The sequence below is a fragment of the Gordonia paraffinivorans NBRC 108238 genome (genome assembly GCF_000344155.1).
Lineage (GTDB): Bacteria > Actinomycetota > Actinomycetes > Mycobacteriales > Mycobacteriaceae > Gordonia > Gordonia paraffinivorans.
The window spans coordinates 98,076-118,528 of record NZ_BAOQ01000003.1 but is presented as its reverse complement, the minus strand read 5'-3'; the positions used below and the strand labels follow the sequence as shown (position 1 = coordinate 118,528).

Sequence of the window (20,453 nt, the reverse complement as noted above, 5' to 3'; positions counted from 1 at the left end):
CGACCTGCTGCTGTACCTCCACCATCGCGATCACATCCGGAAGACGCCGTAGCGCGGGTCGGCGAGGGGTGCGTGGCGCGCCGTCTCGAGGGCGAGCCCGAGCAGCGTGCGGGTCTGGGCCGGGTCGACGATGCCGTCGTCCCACAGCCGCGCGGTCGAGTAGTAGGCGTCGGACTGGCGCTCGAACTGCTCGCGGATCGGGGCCTTGAAGGCCTCCTCGTCCTCGGCCGGCCAGGTGTCGCCCGACCGCTCGATCTGGTTGCGGCGCACCGTGGCCAGGGTGTCGGCGGCCTGCGAGCCGCCCATCACCGAGATGCGGGCGTTGGGCCACATCCACAGGAAGCGGGGCGAGTACGCGCGGCCGCACATCGAGTAGTTGCCGGCGCCGAAGGAGCCGCCGATCATCACGGTGAACTTCGGGACGCGCGCGCAGGCGACGGCGTTGACCATCTTGGCGCCGTGCTTGGCGATGCCGCCCTGCTCGTAGGCCTTGCCGACCATGAAGCCGGTGATGTTCTGCAGGAAGACCAGGGGGATGCGACGCTGATCGCACAGTTCGATGAAATGCGCGCCCTTGAGGGCGGATTCGCTGAACAGGACGCCGTTGTTGGCGATGATGCCGACCGGGTGCCCGTGGATGTGGGCGAAGGCGGTGACGAGGCTGGTGCCGTAGTTCGCCTTGAACTCGGTGTATTCACCGGCGTCGCACATGATCTCGATGACCTCGCGCACGTCGTAGGGAGTGCGCGGATCGGTGGGGACCACGTCGTAGATGTCGGTCTGCGGGCGCAGCGGGTCGCGCGAGGGGACGGTCTCCCACTGCGGCGCCTCGCGCGGGCCGAGGGTCGCGACGATCTCGCGCACCTTGGCCAGCGCCTGCTGGTCGTTGTCGACGAGGTGGTCGGTGACGCCGGAGACCGACGAGTGCATCGCGCCGCCGCCGAGGTCCTCGGCCGAGACGTCCTCGCCGGTGGCCGCCTTCACCAGGGGCGGGCCGGCCAGGAAGATGGTGCCCTGGTTGCGGACGATGACGGTCTCGTCGCTCATCGCCGGGACATAGGCGCCGCCCGCGGTCGAGGAGCCGAGCACGGCCGCGATCTGCGGGATTCCGGCGGCGCTCATGGTCGCCTGGTTGTAGAAGATCCGGCCGAAGTGGTCGCGGTCGGGGAAGACCTCGTCCTGCTGCAGCAGCATCGCGCCGCCGGAGTCGACGAGATAGATGCAGGGCAGCCGGTTGGCCGCGGCGATCTCCTGCGCCCGCAGGTGCTTCTTGACGGTGATCGGGTAGTACGTGCCGCCCGACACGGTGGCGTCGTTGGCGACGATCATGCATTCCCGCCCGGCCACGCGGCCGACGCCGGCGATCACGCCCGCGGCCGGCGCCTTGTCGTCGTACATGCCGAAGGCGGCGAGCGGCGCGACCTCGATGAACGGGGAGCCGACATCGAGGAGACCGTCGACGCGGTCGCGCGGGAGGAGCTTGCCGCGTGAGACGTGGCGTTCCCGCGCCTTGGCGCCGCCCCCTTCTGCCACCTTCGCGAGGCGCTGGCGGAGCAGATCGAGATTCTGCTGGTGCACGGCACGGAAGCCGTCGAGCGTGCTGGTCACCATCGACCCTTCAGTTAGTTGGAATTAACTGAATGGTGATCGTAGAGCATCCAGTGGCCCGTGTCACGCGGGTCGTGCCGAAGTTGCGCTCCCGACACCGATCGGTGCGGTCGACGTGACGCGGATCACCTTCATCTCGTAGTGTGGTGGGAGGCCCACCACCCTCGGGCCGCGACAACCGATGCGTCCACCCCGGCACCACCGGGACGACCACCGCACATAGAAGGCCAGGTGACCCCATGACCCTCGCAGACGACCGCGCCCGCCCCCAGCAGGTGCCCACCCCGCAAAGCCGCAGGCCAGAGCCCATCTCCGAAGGGTTCTCCCTCGAGGACCGATACACCCGCGAATCGGGCACCGTCTACCTCACCGGCATCCAGGCCCTGGTGCGCATGGTCCGCGACCGCGCTCGCGTCGACCGCCGCCAGAACCTCGAGACCGCATCGTTCATCTCCGGGTACGAGGGCTCCCCCCTCGCCGGCTACGACCTCGAACTGGCCCGCCGCCGCGACCTTCTGACGCCCTACGACATCGTCCACCGCCCCGGCCTGAACGAAGAGCTCGCCGCGACCTCGGTCATGGGCTCCCAGGTCGCCGCGCAGGTCGCCGACCTGGCCCCGGGACCCGACGGCAGGCCCCGCGACGGCGTGGTCGGCTACTGGTACGGCAAGGCGCCCGGCCTCGACCGCGCCACCGACGCGCTGCGGCACGCCAACCTCGTCGGCACCCACCCGGACGGCGGAGCGGTGGCGATCGTCGGCGACGACCCCGGCGCCAAGTCCTCGACCGTGCCCTGCGCCTCCGAGATGGCGCTGGCCGACCTCTACATCCCGATCCTCTACCCCGCCGATTCGCAGGACATCCTCGACCTCGGCGTCCACGCCGCCGTCATGAGCCGCGTCAGCGGCCTGTGGACGTCGCTGAAGATCTCGGCGCATGTGGCCGACGGCGCGTCCACCGCCCAGGTCGACCCCGACCGCACCGTCCCCACCTACGGCGATCTCGGCCGCAGCCCGCACGTCCCGAGCGGACGACTGCTCGGCGCCAACCTGATGGAGCTCGAACAGAACCAGCTGACCACCCGGATCCCACGGGCCCTCGAGTACGCGCGGCTCAACGGCATCAACCGGATCGTCGTGTCCACCCCCGACGACCGCATCGGCATCGTCGCGGCGGGCAAGACCTATCTCGACCTCCGCGAGGCGCTGCGCCTCATGGGAATCGACGACGCCGACCTGCGCCGGCTCGGCATCCGCATCCTGAAGCTGGGCATGGTCTACCCGCTCGAGCGCGACATCCTGAACCGCTTCATGTTCGACACCGCGCGCGGCGATCTCGACGAGGTCATCGTCATCGAGGAGAAGCGCGACTTCATCGAGACGATGATGCGCGACATCCTCTTCCGCCACCCGCGGGCGCCGCGGATCGTGGGCAAGGTCAACGAGGACGGCTCCACGCTCTTCTCGCGCTTCGGCGAGCTCGACGTCGACGCGGTCACCCGCGGCCTCGCCGCCCGCCTCGCGCGGCATCACGTCGAAGCGGCGCAGGCCTGGATCGACCGGAAGTCGCAGCGCCGCACCAGGATCGAACTCCCCCTCGCGGTGCGCACGCCGTACTTCTGCTCCGGGTGCCCGCACAACAGCTCGACCAAGGTCTCCGAGAACACCCTCGTCGGCGCGGGGATCGGTTGCCACGCAATGGTGTTGCTGATGGACCCGCGCCAGGTCGGCGACATCGCCGGCGTCACCCAGATGGGCGGCGAGGGCGCGCAGTGGATCGGCATGGCGCCGTTCGTGTCCGCCGACCACTTCGTCCAGAACATCGGCGACGGCACGTTCGCCCACTCGGGCTCGCTCGCCCTGCGTGCGGCGGTGGCCTCCGGGGAGAACATCACCTACAAGCTGCTCTACAACGGCACGGTCGCGATGACCGGCGGCCAGGACCCGGTCGGTGAGATGGACCTGCCGCGCCTGACGTCGCTCCTCCTCGACGAGGGGGTCGCGAAGGTCGTGGTGACCTCCGACGACCCGAAGCGCACCAGGGGCCTGGGCCTGCCGAAGCGCGTCGAGGTCCGCCACCGCGACGACCTGCTCGACGTGCAAACCGAGCTCGCCGCGGTTCCGGGCGTCACGGTGCTCGTCCACGACCAGCACTGCGCCGCCGAGAAGCGCCGCAAGCGCAAGCGCGGCCTGATGCCGACCCCGACCACGCGCGTGATGATCAACGAGCGCATCTGCGAGGGCTGCGGCGACTGCGGAGAGAAGTCGAACTGCCTGTCGGTCCACCCGGTGCAGACCGAGTTCGGCCGCAAGACCCAGATCGACCAGAGTTCGTGCAACCTCGACTTCTCGTGCCTGAAGGGCGACTGCCCGTCGTTCGTCACCGTCACCCCGGGAACGGCGCGCACCCGCAAGCGGGCCGCCGACATCGCCGACGCCGACCTGCCGCAACCGCCGATCCCGGCGGTGCGCGACACGTTCACGCTGCGCGTCACCGGCATCGGCGGCACCGGCGTGGTGACCGTCTCGCAGGTGCTGGCCACCGCCGCGGTGCTCGACGGCCACGCCGCACGCACCGTCGACATGACCGGCCTCGCGCAGAAGGGCGGCGCGGTCGTCAGCGACATCAAGATCGCGCCACACGCCGTCGAGCAGGCCGCGAAGGTCGCGAGCGACGACTGCGACCTGTATCTCGCCTGCGATCCGCTGGTCGCCACCGATCCGGTGAACCTCAAGGTCGCGGCACCGGAGAAGACCGTCGCCGTGGTCTCCACGACAAAGGTCCCCACCGGCCTGATGGTCATCGACACCTCGGTGGGCTTCCCCGCCGAGACCGCCATCCACTCGGCGATCGACGCCAAGGTGGCCCGCGGGCTCTACCTCGACCCGGGCGCCCTGTCGACGTCGTTGTTCGGCGACGAGCAGTACGCGAACATGCTCATGGTCGGCGCCGCCTACCAGGCGGGCGCACTCGCGGTGACGGCGCAGTCGATCGAGCGCGCGATCGGCCTCAACGGCGTCGCGGTGGACGCCAACATCCAGGCGTTCCGCCGTGGCCGCCAGGCCGTGGCGGAGCCGGATGCGGTGTCGGCGACCATCGCCGACCTGCACGGGGCCGCACGCACCGAGGTCGAGCCGAGCGCACACGCGACGCGCATGGTCGACGGGCTCGGACTCGACGCGGACCTGACCCGCGCCGTCGCCGTCCGCTACGACGAGTTGATCGCCTACGCCGACGAACGGTACGCGCGCGAGTACCTCGGCGTCGTCGAGCGGGTGCACCGCGAGGTCGGCGACCCGGCGTTCACCGACGCCGTGGCCCGCAACCTGTACAAGCTGATGGCGTACAAGGACGAATACGAGGTGGCCCGGCTGACGCAGGATCCGGCGTTCGCGGCGCAGGTCGCCGATCAGTTCGGCGAGGACGCCGAGGTCGCCGTCCGACTGCATCCGCCGACGCTGCGCCGGCTGGGCATGCGGGAGAAGATGTCCCTCGGCGCCTGGGCCGACCGCCCGCTCGGCACGCTCGCGAAGCTGAAGAAGCTCCGCGGCACCCCGCTGGACCCGTTCGGGCGCAACGAGATCCGCCGCACCGAGCGGGCACTGATCGCCGAGTACCGCGAGCTTCTCGACGCCGTGCTCGCCGGCCTCGCCGACGGTCGGATCGGCGAGGCCGAAAGGCCCGCCGTGGTGGAACTCGCCGGACTTCCCGACATGGTGCGCGGCTACGAGAGCGTCAAGATGCGCAACGTCGAGAAGTACCGGGCGGAGGTCGCTCGTCTACGGGAATCGATGGGGATCTGACGAGCCGGGGATGATCCGGCGAAACCCGGGAGTCCCACCACGACGGGGGTCTATGCCTGTCGGACCGACAGGACCGAGCGGGCCTCCTCGCGCACGACGCGCTCCTCGGCGGGCAGGGTGAACAGGGTCAGCTGCTCGCCCTCCGAGGTGCTCATGCGCAGGCAGTTCTGCTCCCACGGGGTCGTGGTGACCTCGCCGTCGCGCGAGACGCCGACGTCGGCGAGCACCTTCGCGAGGGCCTCGATCTCGTCGACGTCGCGGACCTCGACGCGCAGGGCGTGGTCGCCGGCCACCTGGCGGCCGAGCTCTGCGTCGTCGACGAGTTCCCACTGCGCCTCGTCGAACAGCTCGACCGCGGCGGGCACGACGCCGAAGAGGACGCCGCGCTGGCCGGCCGGGTGCGTCCACTCGTCGACGATCTCCATGCCGAGACCCTCGCGATAGACCTTCACCGCCTCGTCGAGGTCCTTGACCTTCAGGCAGATGCGCAGCTCGTCGAAACGCCGAGTGGTCTCGACCGGCTTCTTCGGCTCGGTGAGCGCGGGACGGCTGATGAGGACGTAGACGTGGCCGTCGGGTGCGCGCAGGTGCGACCATGCGGTGCCCCACGAGTCCTCGACCCCGTCGTGGACCTCGCCGATGAACTCGACGCCCTTGGCCTCGAGCTCGGCGCGTGCCTCGCGCACGTCGTCCACGATGAGGCCCGCGACGGGGTGCTCGAAGAACGAGTGGTCGTCGTCGGTCGGCTTGAACACCTCGAGCGCCGAGCCGTCCGGGAATCCGAACACGACTGCGTTCTGCTGCTCGCGCTCGACCTCCAGACCGAGCGTCTCGGCGGCGAAGTCGCGCATCGCCTGGTAGTTCGACGTGCGCGAACCAACCCAGCTGATCCCGTGGATCTTCATCTTGTTCCTCTCCTGATGACCATCGTCACCGTTTCGCCCGGTATGGGAATTCTGTTGTGTGCGAACCGATACCCGTACAGATTCGGGGTATCGGGTCAGAGTGACCGCGCGGTGAAGAACGCCGTGTGGATGGCGTCGAACACGCGCCCCGGCTCGCGGGCGGAGCCGATGACCCGGACGTCGACGCCGGCGGCCTCGAGTTCGTCGGCGAGCGCGGAGTCGGCACGACGCCGGCCGAGCGCGAGCACGACGGCGTCGGCCGGAACGGTCTCCACTCCCCCGGCCGTCTCGACGCGGACGCCCTCGTCGTCGATCCCGACGACGGTGTGACCGCACCGGACCGAGACACCGGCCGCGTCCAGGAACAGCGGCAGCCGCTCGGCGTCGGTGAAGACCTCCTCGCCGGCGAGCAGTCCGTCGTTGGACTCGACGATCGTCACCGTGGTCGCCTCGCCTGTCGCCGCGGCCGCCGACACCCGAAGCGCGACCTCGCACCCCTGGAATCCACCGCCCACGATGACAACGCGGCCACGCGGCGCATCGGTCACCCGAACCTGCGCGGCCGTGCGAACCGGGAGTCTCCCCTCGATCGGGAACCGCGGCGACTCGTCCGGGGCGCCGGTGGCCACCACGGCGGCGTCGAATCCGCCCTCGGCGATCGTCTGCGCGTCCGCGGCCCGGGCGACGACCCGGACGTCGCGCCGCGACACCTCGTGGATCAGGTGCCGGGCCAGTGCCGCGAGGTCCTGCTTGACCGTCGATCCCTGCGCGTGGTTCAGCAGGCCGCCGAGTTCACCGGGTTCGTAGAGCGTGACGTCGTGGCCGCGGTCGTGCAGGACGGCGGCGGCGTGGAGCCCGGCCGGACCGCCGCCGATCACGGCGATCCTCCTGGACTCCTCGGCCGCCGTCACCGGGAACCGGCCTTCCTCGGCGACACTCGGATTGACGCTGCAGCCGACGCTCCGCCCCTTGTTCAGCCCGCGATGGAGGCAGCCGTCGTTGCATCGGATGCACGGCGTGATCTCCAGCACGCGACCGGCTTTCGCCTTGCGCGCCCAGTCCGGGTCGGCGAGCAGCGGGCGTCCGAGGGAGACGAAGTCGGCCGAGCCGGAGGCCAAGATCTCCTCGGCCGTCTCGGGCGAGACGATCGACCCCGACGCGATGACCGGGATGGAGACCGCGTCCTTGATCTTCTCCCAACCCCACCGGTGGGGAGTCCGCACCTGGTACCAGGGGCTGACCTCCCATTCCATGCCGGCGTGGTGCCCGCCCGAGCAGTGCAGCACGTCGACGCCGTGTGCCTCGAGACGACGGCACAGCTCGACGGTCTCCTCGATGGGGATGCCGTCCGGCTCGTAGTCGGTGACCGACAACCGGATGCTCAGCGGGAAGTCGCGGGGGACCTTCGCCCGGATGTCGTCGACGATCCGCAGCAGCAGCCGCGCGCGGTTGTCGAAGCTGCCGCCGTACTCATCCGTGCGCCAGTTTGTATGCGGCGACAGGAAATTCGTGATCAGGTAGCCATGCCCCGCATGCACCTCGACGATATCGAAGCGTGCTGCATGGGCACGTGCGGCGGCGTCGCCGAACGCGCTGACCACCGCATCGATCTCGTCGACGGTCATCGGGGTCGGCACCACGCCGTACTGACCCTCGACATCCGACCACGACGAGTCGGTGGCCGACTTGATGGGAGCGGTGCCGAGGAACTTCTGCCGGCCGCCGTGCGCGATCTGCAGGCCGACGCGGGCTCCGGTGGCGTGCACCTCGTCGACGACCCAGCCCAGGCCCGGGGTGTGCTCGCGGTGGGCGTTGCCGAGCTGGTTGTGGATCGCCTTGCTCGCGTCGGAGTCGATGAAGCTGTACTCCATCATGACCAGGCCGACACCGCCCTGCCCGAGTCGCTTGTAGTGCTCGACCGTCCGCGCGGTGACGGTACCGTCCGCGTTGGAGGTCGCTGTGCTCTGCGGCGACTTGAGTATCCGGTTGTCGATCTCGAGGGTTCCGATCCGACCCGGCGTGAACAGGTGCGGATAGTCGGCGGCGGTTCTCGGCATGTGGTCTCCAGGGGCTGTGCGCCTTCGGCGCGAGGAGGCTTCGCGGTTCGGGAACCTCACCGATCCGCTAAGTGAATACATTTTTGTGTGCAATTAGTCTGCACCACCGCCCATGGGCGTGCAAGAGATCCGAGCAGATCGTTTACACATACGAAACGCGCCGAGGGCGCACAGTGGCGACCGGACCGCGCCGAGGGCGCTCAGTGGCGACTGGGCTGCGCCGCGGGCGCTCAGTGGCGACCGGACCGCGCCGAGGGCGCTCAGTGGCGACCGGACTGCGAGGAAGCCGTTCGTCGACGCAGCCTCGCGACGACGGTCTGCCCGTCGTCGCCCGCTATCGCGTCGATGTCGAGATCTCGTCCTCGTTCCCGGCGGGCGATCGCCCCGAACTGGGCGACGTTCATCTCGACGAGCAGCACGCCTGAGCCCGACAGCCACTCGCGTGCGTCGTCGACGAGTGCGGTGACATGGTCGAGACCGTCGGCGCCGCCGGTCAGGGCCCGCCGCGGTTCGTGATCACGGGCCTCGTGTGCGAGGAGGTCGAAGGCCGGGTCCGGCACGTAGGGCGGCACCGCCGCGATCACGTCGAGACGTCCGCGGAGCCCGGTCGGCACCCCCTCGAGGCCCGGACCGTGGTGGACCCGCGCGTGGTCGGGCAGATTCCGTCTCGCGTGCACGAGCGCGGTGTCATCGATGTCGGCGACGTGCAGTCGCGTGCCGCGCACCGCAGCCGCCACCGTCGCGGCGATCGGCGCGACGCCGCAGAATGCCTCGAGCACGATCGGATTCGCGCGCTCCCTCACCGCCCGCACCGCATGCTCGGCCAGCAGCAGCGAGCGTTGCCGCGGCACGAAGACACCCGACCCGACGCTCAAGCACAGGTCTCCGAACCGCACCCGGCCCACGATGTGCTCGAGCGGCTCGCCGGCCACACGGCGTGCACGCCACTCGTCGAGTTCGTCCGGCCCCGAGGCGTTCTCGTGCAGGAGGGAGGCCTCCGCCTCGGCGAACACACAGCCGGCGCGCCGGAGCGCGACAACCAGCGGGTCGTCGTCGCGAACCGCGGCCGGGAGCTCGATTCCCGGCCGCTGCGGGTCAGGCAGGTGGGACGTCATCCTTCCTGAGACCGTACAAGAACGACGCCGTCAGAAGCAGTGCCACCTGCAGGAACCCGAGTATCAGGCCGACGATGGCCCCGGCGCCGAGATCGAGGAACGGCGGCACGACGAGGGCGGCGGCGAACAGGGCGAGCCAGCCGGCCACGGCGGCCACCGCCAGGAACGGCAGCGCCTTCCGGTATCTCGGGACGAGCGTGAAAGTCGTCGCGACGCCGATCGCCCCCAGCAGGATGAAGAACTTGCCGGGGTTGAGCACGACCTCGTAGGAGAAGAAGCCCGGGATGCCGCCGCTCCCCTCCTCGAAGTCACGCCCCCACCGGTCGATGTCCTCCTCGGCCGCGGCCGACACCGAGACCCAGCTGACGAAACCCATGAAGTAGGTGACGACCCCGGCGACCGCGGCGCCGAGCGCGGCGAGGACCGCGGGCTCGGGACGGGGCCTCGCCGGCGGCGCCATCGGCGGCGTCGGCCCCCAACCGCCGGTCGGGTACCCGCCCGGGCCGGACGGGCCCCATTGGGGGCCGGGTCCACCTGCGGGTCCACCGGGGACCCCGCCCGGTGGCGCCCCCGGCGGGGTCGGCGACCACTGTCCGCCCTGCTGGCTGGGATCGGCTTGGTTCACGGCGCGCTCCTGACGATGTCTCCCCCGGACGGCCACGCAGTCGATGTCGTGACCTGCGGCCCAGCGTAAGCCGACCGGCAATCCGCCGCAGGCGGGCGAGAGGAGATTCATCCGGGCGGCCGGATGCGGAGACTGCATCCGGCCGTCACGGTCAGCGCCGCAGCTCGCGCTTGGCGATGGTGCGCAGGTGCACCTCGTCCGGACCGTCGAAGATGCGCATCGCCCGATGCCAGCCGTACAGCGCGGCCAACGGGACGTCGTCGCTGACGCCGGCGCCGCCGTGGACCTGGATCGCGCGGTCGATCACCTCGAGCGCCACCCGGGGCACCGAGACCTTCGCGGCCGAGACGTACGGCGCCGCAGCCTTGTTGCCGAGCTCGTCGATCGTCTTGGCGGCAAGCTGGCACAGGAGGCGGGCCTGGTCGATGGCGATGCGCGACTCGGCGATCTGCTGCTGGACGACGCCCTGCTCGGCGAGCGGCTTGCCGAACGCGACGCGCGCCTTGGCCCGCCCCACCATGTGGTGCAGGGCCCGCTCGGCGGCGCCTAGCGCACGCATGCAGTGATGGATGCGCCCCGGCCCGAGACGCGCCTGCGCCATCGCGAATCCGGCGCCCTCCTCCCCGAGGAGGTTGGTGACCGGGACACGCACGTTCTCGTAGACGATCTCGACGTGGCCGTGCTGGTCGTGACGGCCGAACACCGGCACGTCGCGCACGACGGTGACGCCGGGGGTGTCGATCGGCACGAGGACCATCGACTGCTGGCGATGGGTGTCGGCCGACGGGTCGGTCTTGCCCATCACGATGAGGATCTTGCAGCGCGGGTCGGCGGCGCCGCTGGTCCACCACTTGCGACCGTTGATGACGTACTCGTCGCCGTCGCGGACGATGCTCGTCTCGATGTTCGTGGCGTCCGAACTGGCAACGTCCTTCTCGGTCATCGAGAAGGCGGAGCGGATGGTGCCGTCGAGCAGCGGTTCGAGCCAGGTCTTCTTCTGCTCGTCGGTGCCGAACAGGTGCAGCAACTCCATATTGCCGGTGTCGGGCGCCTGGCCGTTGATCGCTTCCGGTGCCAGGTGCAGGCTCCAGCCGGAGATCTCGGCGAGACCGGCGTAGTCGAGCTGGCTGATCCCGGATTCCGACGGCAGGAACAGATTCCACAGTCCGCGTGCGCGCGCCTGCGCCTTGAGTTCTTCGACGACGGGCGGGACATCGTGGTCGTCGGGGCCGGCCGCGCCGCGTTCGTGTTCGTATCGCGCCTCGGCCGGGAAGACCTCCTCGTGCATGAACGCGATGAGCTTCTCGCGCAGCTCGAGGGCCTTCGGCGACGGGCGGAGGTCGAGGGTCTCGGCGGGCGCACGGAAGGTGAGGTCCGGATGGATCGCGGCGTCGGCCGCGGGTGTTGAGCTCATGATCTCTCTCCTGCAAGAAGACGTCGAATCACTGTCCTACCGTGCGCAGTTCGCGCCGCAGCAGCTTTCCGGTCGCGGTCTTGGGGATGTCGGTCATCACCACGACCTCACGCGGGTACTTGTAGGCCGCCATGCGCTGCTTGCAGTGCTCGATGAGCTCCTGCGGCTCGGCGGTGGTGCCGGGACGCAGGCTCACGAACGCCTTCACGGTCTCGCCGCGATAGGAGTCGGGCACGCCGATGACGGCCGCCTCGCGCACCGCAGGGTGCTCGTAGAGCACGTCCTCGACCTCGCGTGGCCAGACCTTGAAACCGCTGGTGTTGATCTGGTCCTTCTTGCGGTCGACGATGTAGAACCACCCGTCGGCGTCCATGTAGCCGACGTCGCCGGTGTGCAGGACGCCGTTCGGGATGCCCTTGGCGGTCGCCTCCGGCTTGTTCCAGTAGCCGGCGACCACCTGCGGACCGGCCGTGACCAGCTCGCCGATCTCCCCCGCGGGCAGGTCGTTGCCCTTCTCGTCGACGATGCGGACGATCGTGTCGTAGATCGGCACGCCCACCGAGGTGGCACCGGTCTCCTCGTCGGCCGGGGCGGACACCCCGAACGGAACCGCATGCGACGGCGAGGTCGTCTCGGTCAGGCCGTACACGTTGTGGATGTAGTGGCCGAACCGGTCCTTGAACTCCGCGATCGTGCTCGGCGGGATGGGTGCTCCGCCGGAGTAGATCTTGGAGAGGCTGGCCAGCGCCTTCGGATCGACGTCCGGCACGTTCATCAGCGCGATGAACACCGTGATCGAACCGACCGTGAACGTCGCCTTCTCCCGCTCGATGGTCGCGATGGTGTCCTTGGGATCCATGCGGTACATCAGGACCAGCGGGGCACCGGTGAGCTCGGCGAGCGCGATGTGGGCGATGAGACCCGTGATGTGGAAGAGCGGCGCCACACCGAGGATCACGTCGTTCGAGTCGATGCCGACCCAGTCGCGGTAGGTCTGCGCGTTGAAGACCACGTTGCGATGGGTGGTCATCGCGCCCTTCGGCGGGCCGGTGGTCCCCGAGGTGTAGGTGAGGAACGCGACGCTGTCGCCGTTCAGGTCGGCCTTCGGCGGCCGCTGGCCGCGGTACTTGGCCAGCATCGTCGCCATGTCGACCGTGTCGGGGCACTCGACGACCTCGACACCGGCCAGCGTGCCGGTGTTCGCGGTCTGGTACTCCAGCTCCGACGTGGTGATGACCGTGCGCACCGAGGTCTCGTTGTCGCGCAACGACTCCTGCGCGACGTCGCGGTACAGCGACTGCATCGCGACCAGCACGGTGGCGCCGGAGTCGACGAGGATCTCGGCGAGCTCGCGGCTGCGGTACATGGGGTTGGCCGAGACGGCGATGCCGCCGGCCTTCCAGATGCCGAGCTGGGCGATGACGAACTGCGGGATGTTCTGGGCGTAGACCACGGCGCGGTCGCCCGGGGTGAAGCCGAGATCCAGGATGCCGACCGCGAACGCGTCGCTGAGCTCGTCGAGTTCGCGCGCCGAGATCGCGCCGTCGAAGTACCGGATGATGTCGGCATCGGGATTCCGGGCCACGGTGGCCGCGAACATGTCGACGGCCGAGTCGAATTCGATCGTGCGCGGCGCGAGATCCTGCTCCCGGTAATGCTTGCGCCACACCATGTCGTCGTAGACGCTCATGTCTGCTCTTCTCACCCTTCTCAGCGAATGACGACGGGGTTCACCGGCGCGCCGGTGCCGCTGACGACCTTCAGCGGGGCCGCGACGTACAGGAAGCTCCAGCGGTTGTCGGCCGCACATGCCTTGGCCAGTTCCTCGAGCCACACGATCTCGGTGAACACCACGCCGAGGTTGCGCATGAGGGCGTTGTGCAGCGGCAGCGCGACACCCGAGACCGGATCGGTGGTGACCTCGTTGGCGATGGTGTCGGTGACCAGGTTCGGGATCTCCTTGTCCTGGAACCACTCCACCAACTCGCGCGAGTAGGTCAGACCCGGCTCACAGAAGCCGTCGTAGAAGGTCTCGGGATCGTTCAGGTCGTACCAGTACTTCAGCCAGCCGGTCCGGATGATGAGGACGTCGTGCGGCTCGATGGTGACACCCTGTGCGGCAGCGGCCTCTTCGAGGTCCTTGTGGTCGAAGGTCTCACCCTTCTCCAGGTACTCCTTGCCGCGGTGGCGCGCCATGTCGATGAGCACGCCGCGGCCCACCACGCCCTTCTCGGCGATCGGCAGGACCGAGGCCTTCTCCAGGGCGTCGACGGTGCTGCGGGCGTCGTAGCCGTTCCAGAGCTTGCCGTCGTACCAGACGTGGCCCAGCGCGTCGTACTGCGTGGAGCCCTGGAGGAAGATCTTCGCGGTGTCGTCGGCGTAGTGCAGGCCGCCCGGGAACTGCGGAGCGCCGTCGCCGTCCCACGAGGCCTCGTCGAGGATGTTGGTGCGCGAGATGCCCTCGCGGCCCGGCCACAGCGGATCGCCGGGGCTCTCCTTGCGACCCATCTCGATCTGCAGGGTGAAGGTCTCGCCCGACTTGATGTGCTGCACGCCGCGCAGCACCTCGCTCGCGTCGAGGTAGTTCAGGGCGCCCACCTCGTCGTCGGGACCCCACTTGCCCCAGTTCGACGGGGCGTCGGCACCGAGCAGCTCGGCCATGGACGGTGCGGTGTTCTCGGTCATCTCATCTCCTTTGATTCATCCCACGACCGGCGGCGGACGACCGGGCCGAGGACTCGACCTGATGGACTGAACATCTCACTGAACTGTCCGAGCGCTCGCTCGGTGTGTTCATTGTGACGAGCATCGCACCCCGACGCGAAGTCGTCAAGTGCCGAAATCGGCTATGTCCCAATGTTTGTCGGGAAGGCGCAAGAATCCGCAGGCCATCGACGATGTTCAGGATGGCTGAACACTACTGAACGGCGTGCTCACGACCCGCCGCAGATACCGAAATGCAGCGCTACCGCTGCGCGGCGGCACCCACCATGTCGAGCGCCAGGCCCGCGTACTCCCGCGCGAGCCGGCGGCCCTCCGCACGGTCGACGTCGTCGAGCCAGGTGGGCACCGCCAGGCACATCGTGACGATGGCGCGCGTCGCCGTCGACAGGTCGCCGTCGCGGAAGGCGCCCTGCTCGGCGGCCTTTCGCGCGGTGTCGAGCAGGCGCTGTTCGATCTGGGCCATCGACGCCTTGAGGAGCGACCGGTTCGGTTCCTCGAGGCGACGCAACTCGGTCGCGAGCACCAGCGCGAGCGGCCGGCGTTCGACGTGGAAGAGCGTCAACGCCTCGACCATGTTCGCGAAGGCGGTCACCGGTTCCGCGCCGGCCGCCGCAGCGTCCAGGCGTCCGACCAGATCGCTGTGCGCGAGGTTGACCAGCGCGACCAGCAGATGCTGTTTGCTCGGGTAGTGGTGGTAGATCCCGGCGACGCTGATGTCGGCGCCGGCGGCGATCAGTCGCATCGTCGCGCCGTGATAGCCCAGCTCCTCGAAGACCTCGATGGCCGACTGCAGCACCGGATCGAGCGTGAGCGGCGGGAACTCCCGCCAGTCGGTGGGCTCGGGATCCTTCGGCGGCGGGGCCTCCGGACGCGGCTCGAGCAGCCGCGAGACCGGGACGTCGAGGCAGCGCGCGATGTCCCGGAGCCGGTCGACGGTCAGCCCGACCTTGCCGTTCTCGATCGCGCTCATCGTCCCGACGCTCACCCCGATGCCGGCGGCCAACCCACGCAGCGTCACGCCCGACTGCTTGCGCAGTTCGCGGACGGCGGCTCCACTGTCGGTCATCGGCTGTTCGGCCACGCTGAACACCTTATGGGTAGCGCTCGGTTTTCGTAGACTCTTCGGCGTGGACAACGATCAGTCGCAGCATCGCGCCGAGGGCACCCGGCGCGTGGGCGTCGCCGGATGAGCATCGACGCATGAACGCCTACGACTCCCGTCCATGGCTGGCACACTACCCCGGCCGGCTGTCCGAGCATCTCGAGCCCGAGTTCACCTCGCCGCTGACTATGTTCGCCGCGGCCGTCGCCGCCGGGCCGGACGAGCCGGCGATCCACTACTTCGGGGCGACCCTCTCCCGGGCAGACCTCGACGCCGCATCCGATGCGCTCGCCCGGCTGCTGCGGGAACGCGGGCTACGCCCCGGGGACCGCGTCGGGATCGCCGTCCAGAACGAGCCGGCCATCGTCCTCGGAATGCTCGCGGCCTGGAAGGCCGGGTGCATCGCTGCACTGATCAGCCCGATCTACCGGCGCACCGAATTTCGCAGGGCGCTCGACGATTTCACGCCGCGTGCGCTCCTGCTGCTCGAAGAGGTGCACGCGGAGGTCGCCGACGAGGTCGAGGCGACCCCGTCGGTCGAGCTGGTCGTCACCTGCTCCCCGCTCGACTTCGCCGGGAACGAGGACCCGCAGCGGGTGTTCGGCGTGCGGCGCGCCCGGCCCGCGGGAACGGTCGACCTGCTCGAGGTCATCGGCAGCGGGTCGCGCGAGGTGGTCCGCCACGATCCCGCCCCCGACGACGTGGCCGTGCTCGCCCCGACCGCCGGGACGACCGGCCCGCCGAAGGGCGCCATGCTGACGCACCGCAACCTGGCGTTCAATGCCCAGGGGTATCGCGACTGGACGGGCCTGCAGCCAGGCGAGCCGATCCTGTGCATGTCCCCGGTCTTCCACGTCACCGGCCTCGTCGGCTCCGTGCTGCTCGCGTTCTCGGCGCGATCGCCGGTCATCCTGACCCACCGGTTCGACGCCGGCCTCGTCCTCGACGCCGTCCGCACCTGGCGTCCGGCATTCTCGGTGGCGGCCATCACCGCGTACATCGCGCTCGCCGACCACCCCGACGCGACACCGGCGGCGCTCGAGTCGTTGCGACTGCGGTACTCCGGCGGCGCACCGGTGCTCCCGGATGTCGCCGACAGGTTGGAGGCGCAGCTCGGCGGCATGATCCACAACGTCTACGGACAGACCGAGTCCTCCTCGCCCACCCACATGGTGCCTCCCGGCGTCCGGGCCCCGGTCGATCCCGAGACCGGCGCCCTGTCGGTGGGCCTGCCCGTCTCCGACACCATGGCCGAGGTCGTGGACGAATCCGGAAACCCGGTTCCCCCGCGGGTTTTCGGAGAGATCGTCACCAGCGGTCCGCAGATCGCCGCCGGGTACTGGGGCAGGGAGGACGATCCCGACTCGGCGTTGCGCGACGGCCGGATGCGCACCGGCGACGTCGGGTTCATGGACTCCGACGGCTGGTTCTACGTGATCGACCGCAGCAACGACCTCATCAACGCGTCCGGGTACAAGATCTGGCCGTTCGAGATCGAGCAGGTCCTGCACTCCCATCCGGACGTCGTCGAGGCGGCGGTGATCGGGATCCCCGACGACTATCGCGGCGAGTCGACGCGGGCCTATGTCGCCCTGCGCCCCGGCGCCCACGTCACCCCGACCGCGCTCATCGAGTACTGCCGCGAACGCATGGCCGCCTACAAGTACCCGCGGGAGATCGAGCTCGTGAACGCACTGCCGCGGACGGCCACCGGCAAACTGCTCCGCCGCAAGCTGCGCTGAACCGCGTCGGGCTCAGGCCTCGCACCGCAGCGCGGCCAGCGCCATCGCGGTCAGCAGACGACGCAGTTCCGCCTCGTCGTACTCCGGCAGGCGCGGCGAGGAGTTGAGCAGGCCGAACATGGCGTGCACCCGCACCCGCGCCTCGGCGCGGTCGAGGGCACGGCCGTCCTGCTCGGACACGGCGATCAGCACGTCCACCCAGCGCTCGACGTAGCGTCGCTGCAGCGAGCGCACCCGGTGGTTGGCCTCGGGAGAGGTCGATGACAGGTCACGGTCCTGCACGACGATCAGGTCCGGTTTGGTGACCAGCACGTCGATGTGGAATCCGATGAGCGCCAACAGGGTCTCGGCCGGCGGCGCGCCCCGTCCGACGACCTCGACGCCCCCGTCGTGCAGCCGCTGGCTGATGTCGACGAGCATCTCGTCGAGCAGTTCGGACTTCGACGAGAAGTGCCGGTACATCGCGGGTCCGCTGATCCCGACCGCGCGCCCGATGTCCTCCAGCCGCACCCCGGAGAACCCGCGCTCGGCCATCTGGCGGGCGGCGGCGGTCAGCAGCTCGGCGCGGCGCGCGGCCTTCGCCTGGGTTCGGCGCGTCGGCGGGCGCGGCGCGTTGGCCGCCTCCACCTCGGGGGTGTCACTCGTCGCGGACATGGTGATCCGCACTCTACCGACCGGTGGTCGCGACCGGCGGCTCACCGCCCGCGCATCCCCGCCCGCCGAACCTCACCAGCCGTTGACGTGGAGCACCGAGTCGAGGGGCTTGCGCGGCGCCGGCTTGAAGTCGGTGCCCTTGGTGTAGGCCACCGGCAACAGGACGCCCTGGTGGATGCCCTTGTCCCGGGGGATGCCCAGGAGCTCGGCGACCTCTTTCTCGTAGGCCAGGTGCAGCGTCGTCCACGCGGACCCGAGCCCGCGGGCGCGCAGGGCGAGCTGGAGACTCCACGCCGCGGGCAACAGCGACCCCCACACTCCGGCCTGATTGCCCGCGGGCAGCTCGCCGCCGGTGAAGATGGCCCCGATGACCAGCACCGGGACCTGCCCCATCGTGTCGGCGAGGTACTGGGCGCTCGACGCGACGCGGCGTCCGGTCTCGTCGCGGAACTTCTGGCCGGCATAGTACTTGGCGAAGGACTGCGCGTAGTAGTCGGCGATCTTCTGCTTGAGTTCGGGTTCGGTGACGACGATCCAATGCCAGGTCTGGCTGTTGCTGCCGGTGGGCGCCTGGAGGGCGACCTCGAGGGCCTCCTTCACGACCTCGAGCGGAACCGGGCGGTCGTAGTCGAGGCGCTTGCGCACCGATCGTGTGGTCGTGAGGAGTTGGTCGGGGTCCAGCGGCAGCAGATCGGTCATGTCCCCATCATCCACACGTCGCGCCCGCCGCACCACCACCCGCCCGGCCGCGGCGCGGTCACTCGGCCTGCCCGTGCGCGCGCAGGTACTCCGGCAGCCCTTTGGTGACCGGCAGCCCGGCCATCTCGTCGATCCCGAACCAGCCTGCGTCGGCGGCGTCGTCACCGGCGCGCAGCGTCCCGGAGCGGACGCGCGCGGCGAAGTCGTGCACCTCGAACACCGCGTCGTCGGCCGCAGCGTCGTTCGCGGCGCCGACGCCGGTCACGGGAATGTCGACGCTCCACAGCAATTCACCGACCTCGACGTGGAGTCCGGTCTCCTCGAGGATCTCCCGCTCGACCGCGGCCTCGAGCGACTCCCCCGGTTCGACCTTGCCGCCCGGAATCGACCACTTTCCCGCCGCCGGCGGATTCCGCCGCTGGACCAACAGGATTCGTCCATGCTCATCGGTGATCACGGCGCCGACGGCGACGATCCGCCGCGTCATCGCTCCTCCGCCACCGGAACGCGGACGCGGGCCGGGATGTCCGGCTCCGGCGACGTGGCGAGGAAACGGGCGACCGCGGCGCGCAGGCCGGCCAGCGCCTGCCGGTCGGTCTCGGCGTCGACCACGACGTCCACCACCTGCTGCGCGGCGAGGCGCCGCGCGAGAATCCCCTGGCGCGCGGCCATCTCGGCGGCGTGGTCGAGGTCGCGGTACACGATCAGGCTCGCACCCTCCGGCGGGAGCGGCGACAGCCACGCGTCGGCCCGGGCCACCCGCAGGTCCGCCGGGAAGAGCGCCAGTGCCGCGCCGCCGGCACCCTGGCCGAGCAGGATCGACACCGTCGGGACCGGCACCTTGATCAATTCGACGGTGCAGCGGGCGATCTGGGCGGCCAGGCCGCCTTCCTCGGCCACCACGGACAGCTCCGCGCCCGGCGTGTCGATCACCGTGACGACGGGCATACCGAGGTCGCCGGCCGCCATGATCGCCCGGCGCGCCTCGCGGAGGTGCCGCGGACCGAGCAGTTCTCCCCGCTCCTGGGAGACGCGGTCGTATCCGACCACCAGCGCGACGCGGCCGCCGAAACTGCTCAGCGAGAACCGGAGCGGACCGGCGTCGGACAGCGCGGCGGACTCCTCCAGGGCGAGGAACTCGACCAGCCCTGCACGTCCCGGTTCGCGGGTGGCGAGAACGCTCGCCCAGGCCTCGGCGTCGCGGGTGACCGGTACCGACGCGGGTCCGCAGTCCGCTTCCCCGCCGGACATCTCGTGCCGCCGAGCGAGCAGGCGCAGCACGGCGGCGAGCCGGTCGGGGAGTTCCGCGGGTTCCACCACGTCGTCGACAACCGTTGTGCGCACGAGGTTCTCGGCGGTCTGGATGCCGTCCGGGAAGGGCTCGCCGTGCAGGCCCTCGTACACCCGGGGACCGAGGAACCCGACCAGCGCCCCGGGCTGCGCCCAGGTCACGTGGCCCAGCGATCCCCACGACGCGAACACCCCGCCGGTGGTCGGGTGACGCAGGTAGACGATGTAGGGCAGCCCCGCGGCCTTGTGCGCGGTGACGGCACCGGTGATCGCGACCATCTGCAGGAACGCGGCCGTGCCCTCCTGCATCCTGGTCCCACCGGATGCCGGCAGGGCGACCAGCGGCAGCCGCTCGGCGGTCGCGCGCACGACGGCGTCGACGATGCGCTTGCCGGCGTCCCGGCCGATCGACCCGCCGAGGAACCCGAACTCGCTCAGCACGATCGCGGCCCGGTTCCCGCCGATCATCCCGGCACCGGTGATCACCGCCTCGTCGGTGCCGGCCCGCTGCCTGGCCCGTGCGAGGTCGTCGGCATAGGCCCGGTCCTCGCCGTCGGAGGTCTCGGCCGGACGGGCGATGACGGTGTCCCAGGACTCCCAGGTCCCGTCGTCGACGAGCATGTCCCGCAACCGCACCGCCGTCAGACGCTCCCGTTGACCCATTCCCCCACCGTATCGCCCGCCGGCGCGGTGGTCGCCGAAGCGGGCCGGGCGG

General features: G+C 70.1%; 15 protein-coding genes. 2 read left to right on the top strand and 13 right to left on the bottom strand.

Annotated elements, in window-relative coordinates; all coding sequences use genetic code 11:
- Positions 1-30: 30 nt before the first annotated feature.
- On the bottom strand, positions 31-1,611 hold the full coding sequence (locus tag GP2_RS02385) for a carboxyl transferase domain-containing protein (protein WP_006898863.1): 1,581 nt from the start codon (positions 1,609-1,611) through the stop codon (positions 31-33).
- A 236-nt stretch (positions 1,612-1,847) separates the two neighbouring features.
- Here GP2_RS02385 and GP2_RS02380 point away from each other — a divergent pair, with 236 nt between their 5' ends.
- Positions 1,848-5,411 carry an indolepyruvate ferredoxin oxidoreductase family protein gene (locus GP2_RS02380; protein WP_006898861.1) on the top strand — a complete coding sequence of 1,188 codons (3,564 nt, stop codon included), beginning with the start codon at positions 1,848-1,850 and terminating at the stop codon, positions 5,409-5,411.
- Positions 5,412-5,461: 50 nt separating this feature from the next.
- Here GP2_RS02380 and GP2_RS02375 read toward each other — a convergent pair whose 3' ends face one another.
- The 8 genes from GP2_RS02375 to GP2_RS02340 all read right to left on the bottom strand — a co-directional run bounded on the left by GP2_RS02375 (position 5,462) and on the right by GP2_RS02340 (position 15,317).
- Entirely contained in the window at positions 5,462-6,316 is an 855-nt protein-coding gene (locus tag GP2_RS02375; RefSeq protein WP_006898860.1) for a VOC family protein, read from the bottom strand.
- Positions 6,317-6,411: 95 nt separating this feature from the next.
- Positions 6,412-8,373, bottom strand: coding sequence for an oxidoreductase (locus GP2_RS02370; RefSeq protein ID WP_006898859.1), 1,962 nt, complete (start codon positions 8,371-8,373; stop codon positions 6,412-6,414).
- Between the two features lie 260 nt (positions 8,374-8,633).
- The gene (locus GP2_RS02365; RefSeq protein ID WP_006898858.1) at positions 8,634-9,488 is read right to left on the bottom strand and encodes a class I SAM-dependent methyltransferase; all 855 of its coding nucleotides are present in this window, start codon (positions 9,486-9,488) and stop codon (positions 8,634-8,636) included.
- A complete protein-coding gene (locus GP2_RS21800; protein WP_040526245.1) occupies positions 9,469-10,113 on the bottom strand; it encodes a DUF5336 domain-containing protein in 645 nt (214 codons plus the stop codon). Before GP2_RS21800 ends, GP2_RS02365 begins: the two co-directional genes overlap by 20 nt.
- Positions 10,114-10,264: 151 nt before the next feature.
- Positions 10,265-11,527, bottom strand: a complete 1,263-nt coding sequence (locus tag GP2_RS02355) for an acyl-CoA dehydrogenase family protein (RefSeq protein ID WP_006898856.1) — start codon at positions 11,525-11,527, stop codon at positions 10,265-10,267.
- Between the two features lie 28 nt (positions 11,528-11,555).
- Positions 11,556-13,217, bottom strand: coding sequence for a class I adenylate-forming enzyme family protein (locus GP2_RS02350; protein WP_006898855.1), 1,662 nt, complete (start codon positions 13,215-13,217; stop codon positions 11,556-11,558).
- A gap of 20 nt (positions 13,218-13,237) precedes the next feature.
- Positions 13,238-14,212, bottom strand: coding sequence for a cyclase family protein (locus GP2_RS02345; protein ID WP_006898854.1), 975 nt, complete (start codon positions 14,210-14,212; stop codon positions 13,238-13,240).
- Between the two features lie 280 nt (positions 14,213-14,492).
- Positions 14,493-15,317: a TetR-type transcription factor C-terminal domain-containing protein gene (locus GP2_RS02340; RefSeq protein WP_006898853.1), complete on the bottom strand. Its 825-nt coding sequence runs from the start codon at positions 15,315-15,317 to the stop codon at positions 14,493-14,495.
- A 134-nt stretch (positions 15,318-15,451) separates the two neighbouring features.
- Here GP2_RS02340 and GP2_RS02335 point away from each other — a divergent pair, with 134 nt between their 5' ends.
- Entirely contained in the window at positions 15,452-17,095 is a 1,644-nt protein-coding gene (locus GP2_RS02335) for a class I adenylate-forming enzyme family protein (RefSeq protein WP_006898852.1), read from the top strand.
- A gap of 12 nt (positions 17,096-17,107) precedes the next feature.
- On the opposite strand, the gene GP2_RS02330 is transcribed toward GP2_RS02335, so the two are convergent.
- The 4 genes from GP2_RS02330 to GP2_RS02315 all read right to left on the bottom strand — a co-directional run bounded on the left by GP2_RS02330 (position 17,108) and on the right by GP2_RS02315 (position 20,401).
- On the bottom strand, positions 17,108-17,749 hold the full coding sequence (locus tag GP2_RS02330) for a TetR/AcrR family transcriptional regulator (RefSeq protein WP_006898851.1): 642 nt from the start codon (positions 17,747-17,749) through the stop codon (positions 17,108-17,110).
- Between the two features lie 72 nt (positions 17,750-17,821).
- A complete protein-coding gene (locus GP2_RS02325) occupies positions 17,822-18,448 on the bottom strand; it encodes a nitroreductase family protein (RefSeq protein WP_006898850.1) in 627 nt (208 codons plus the stop codon).
- Positions 18,449-18,506: 58 nt separating this feature from the next.
- Positions 18,507-18,935, bottom strand: coding sequence for an NUDIX hydrolase (locus GP2_RS02320; RefSeq protein ID WP_006898849.1), 429 nt, complete (start codon positions 18,933-18,935; stop codon positions 18,507-18,509).
- Positions 18,932-20,401 carry a carboxyl transferase domain-containing protein gene (locus tag GP2_RS02315; protein ID WP_006898848.1) on the bottom strand — a complete coding sequence of 490 codons (1,470 nt, stop codon included), beginning with the start codon at positions 20,399-20,401 and terminating at the stop codon, positions 18,932-18,934. The genes GP2_RS02320 and GP2_RS02315 overlap by 4 nt, the downstream gene beginning before the upstream one ends.
- Positions 20,402-20,453 lie beyond the last annotated feature (52 nt).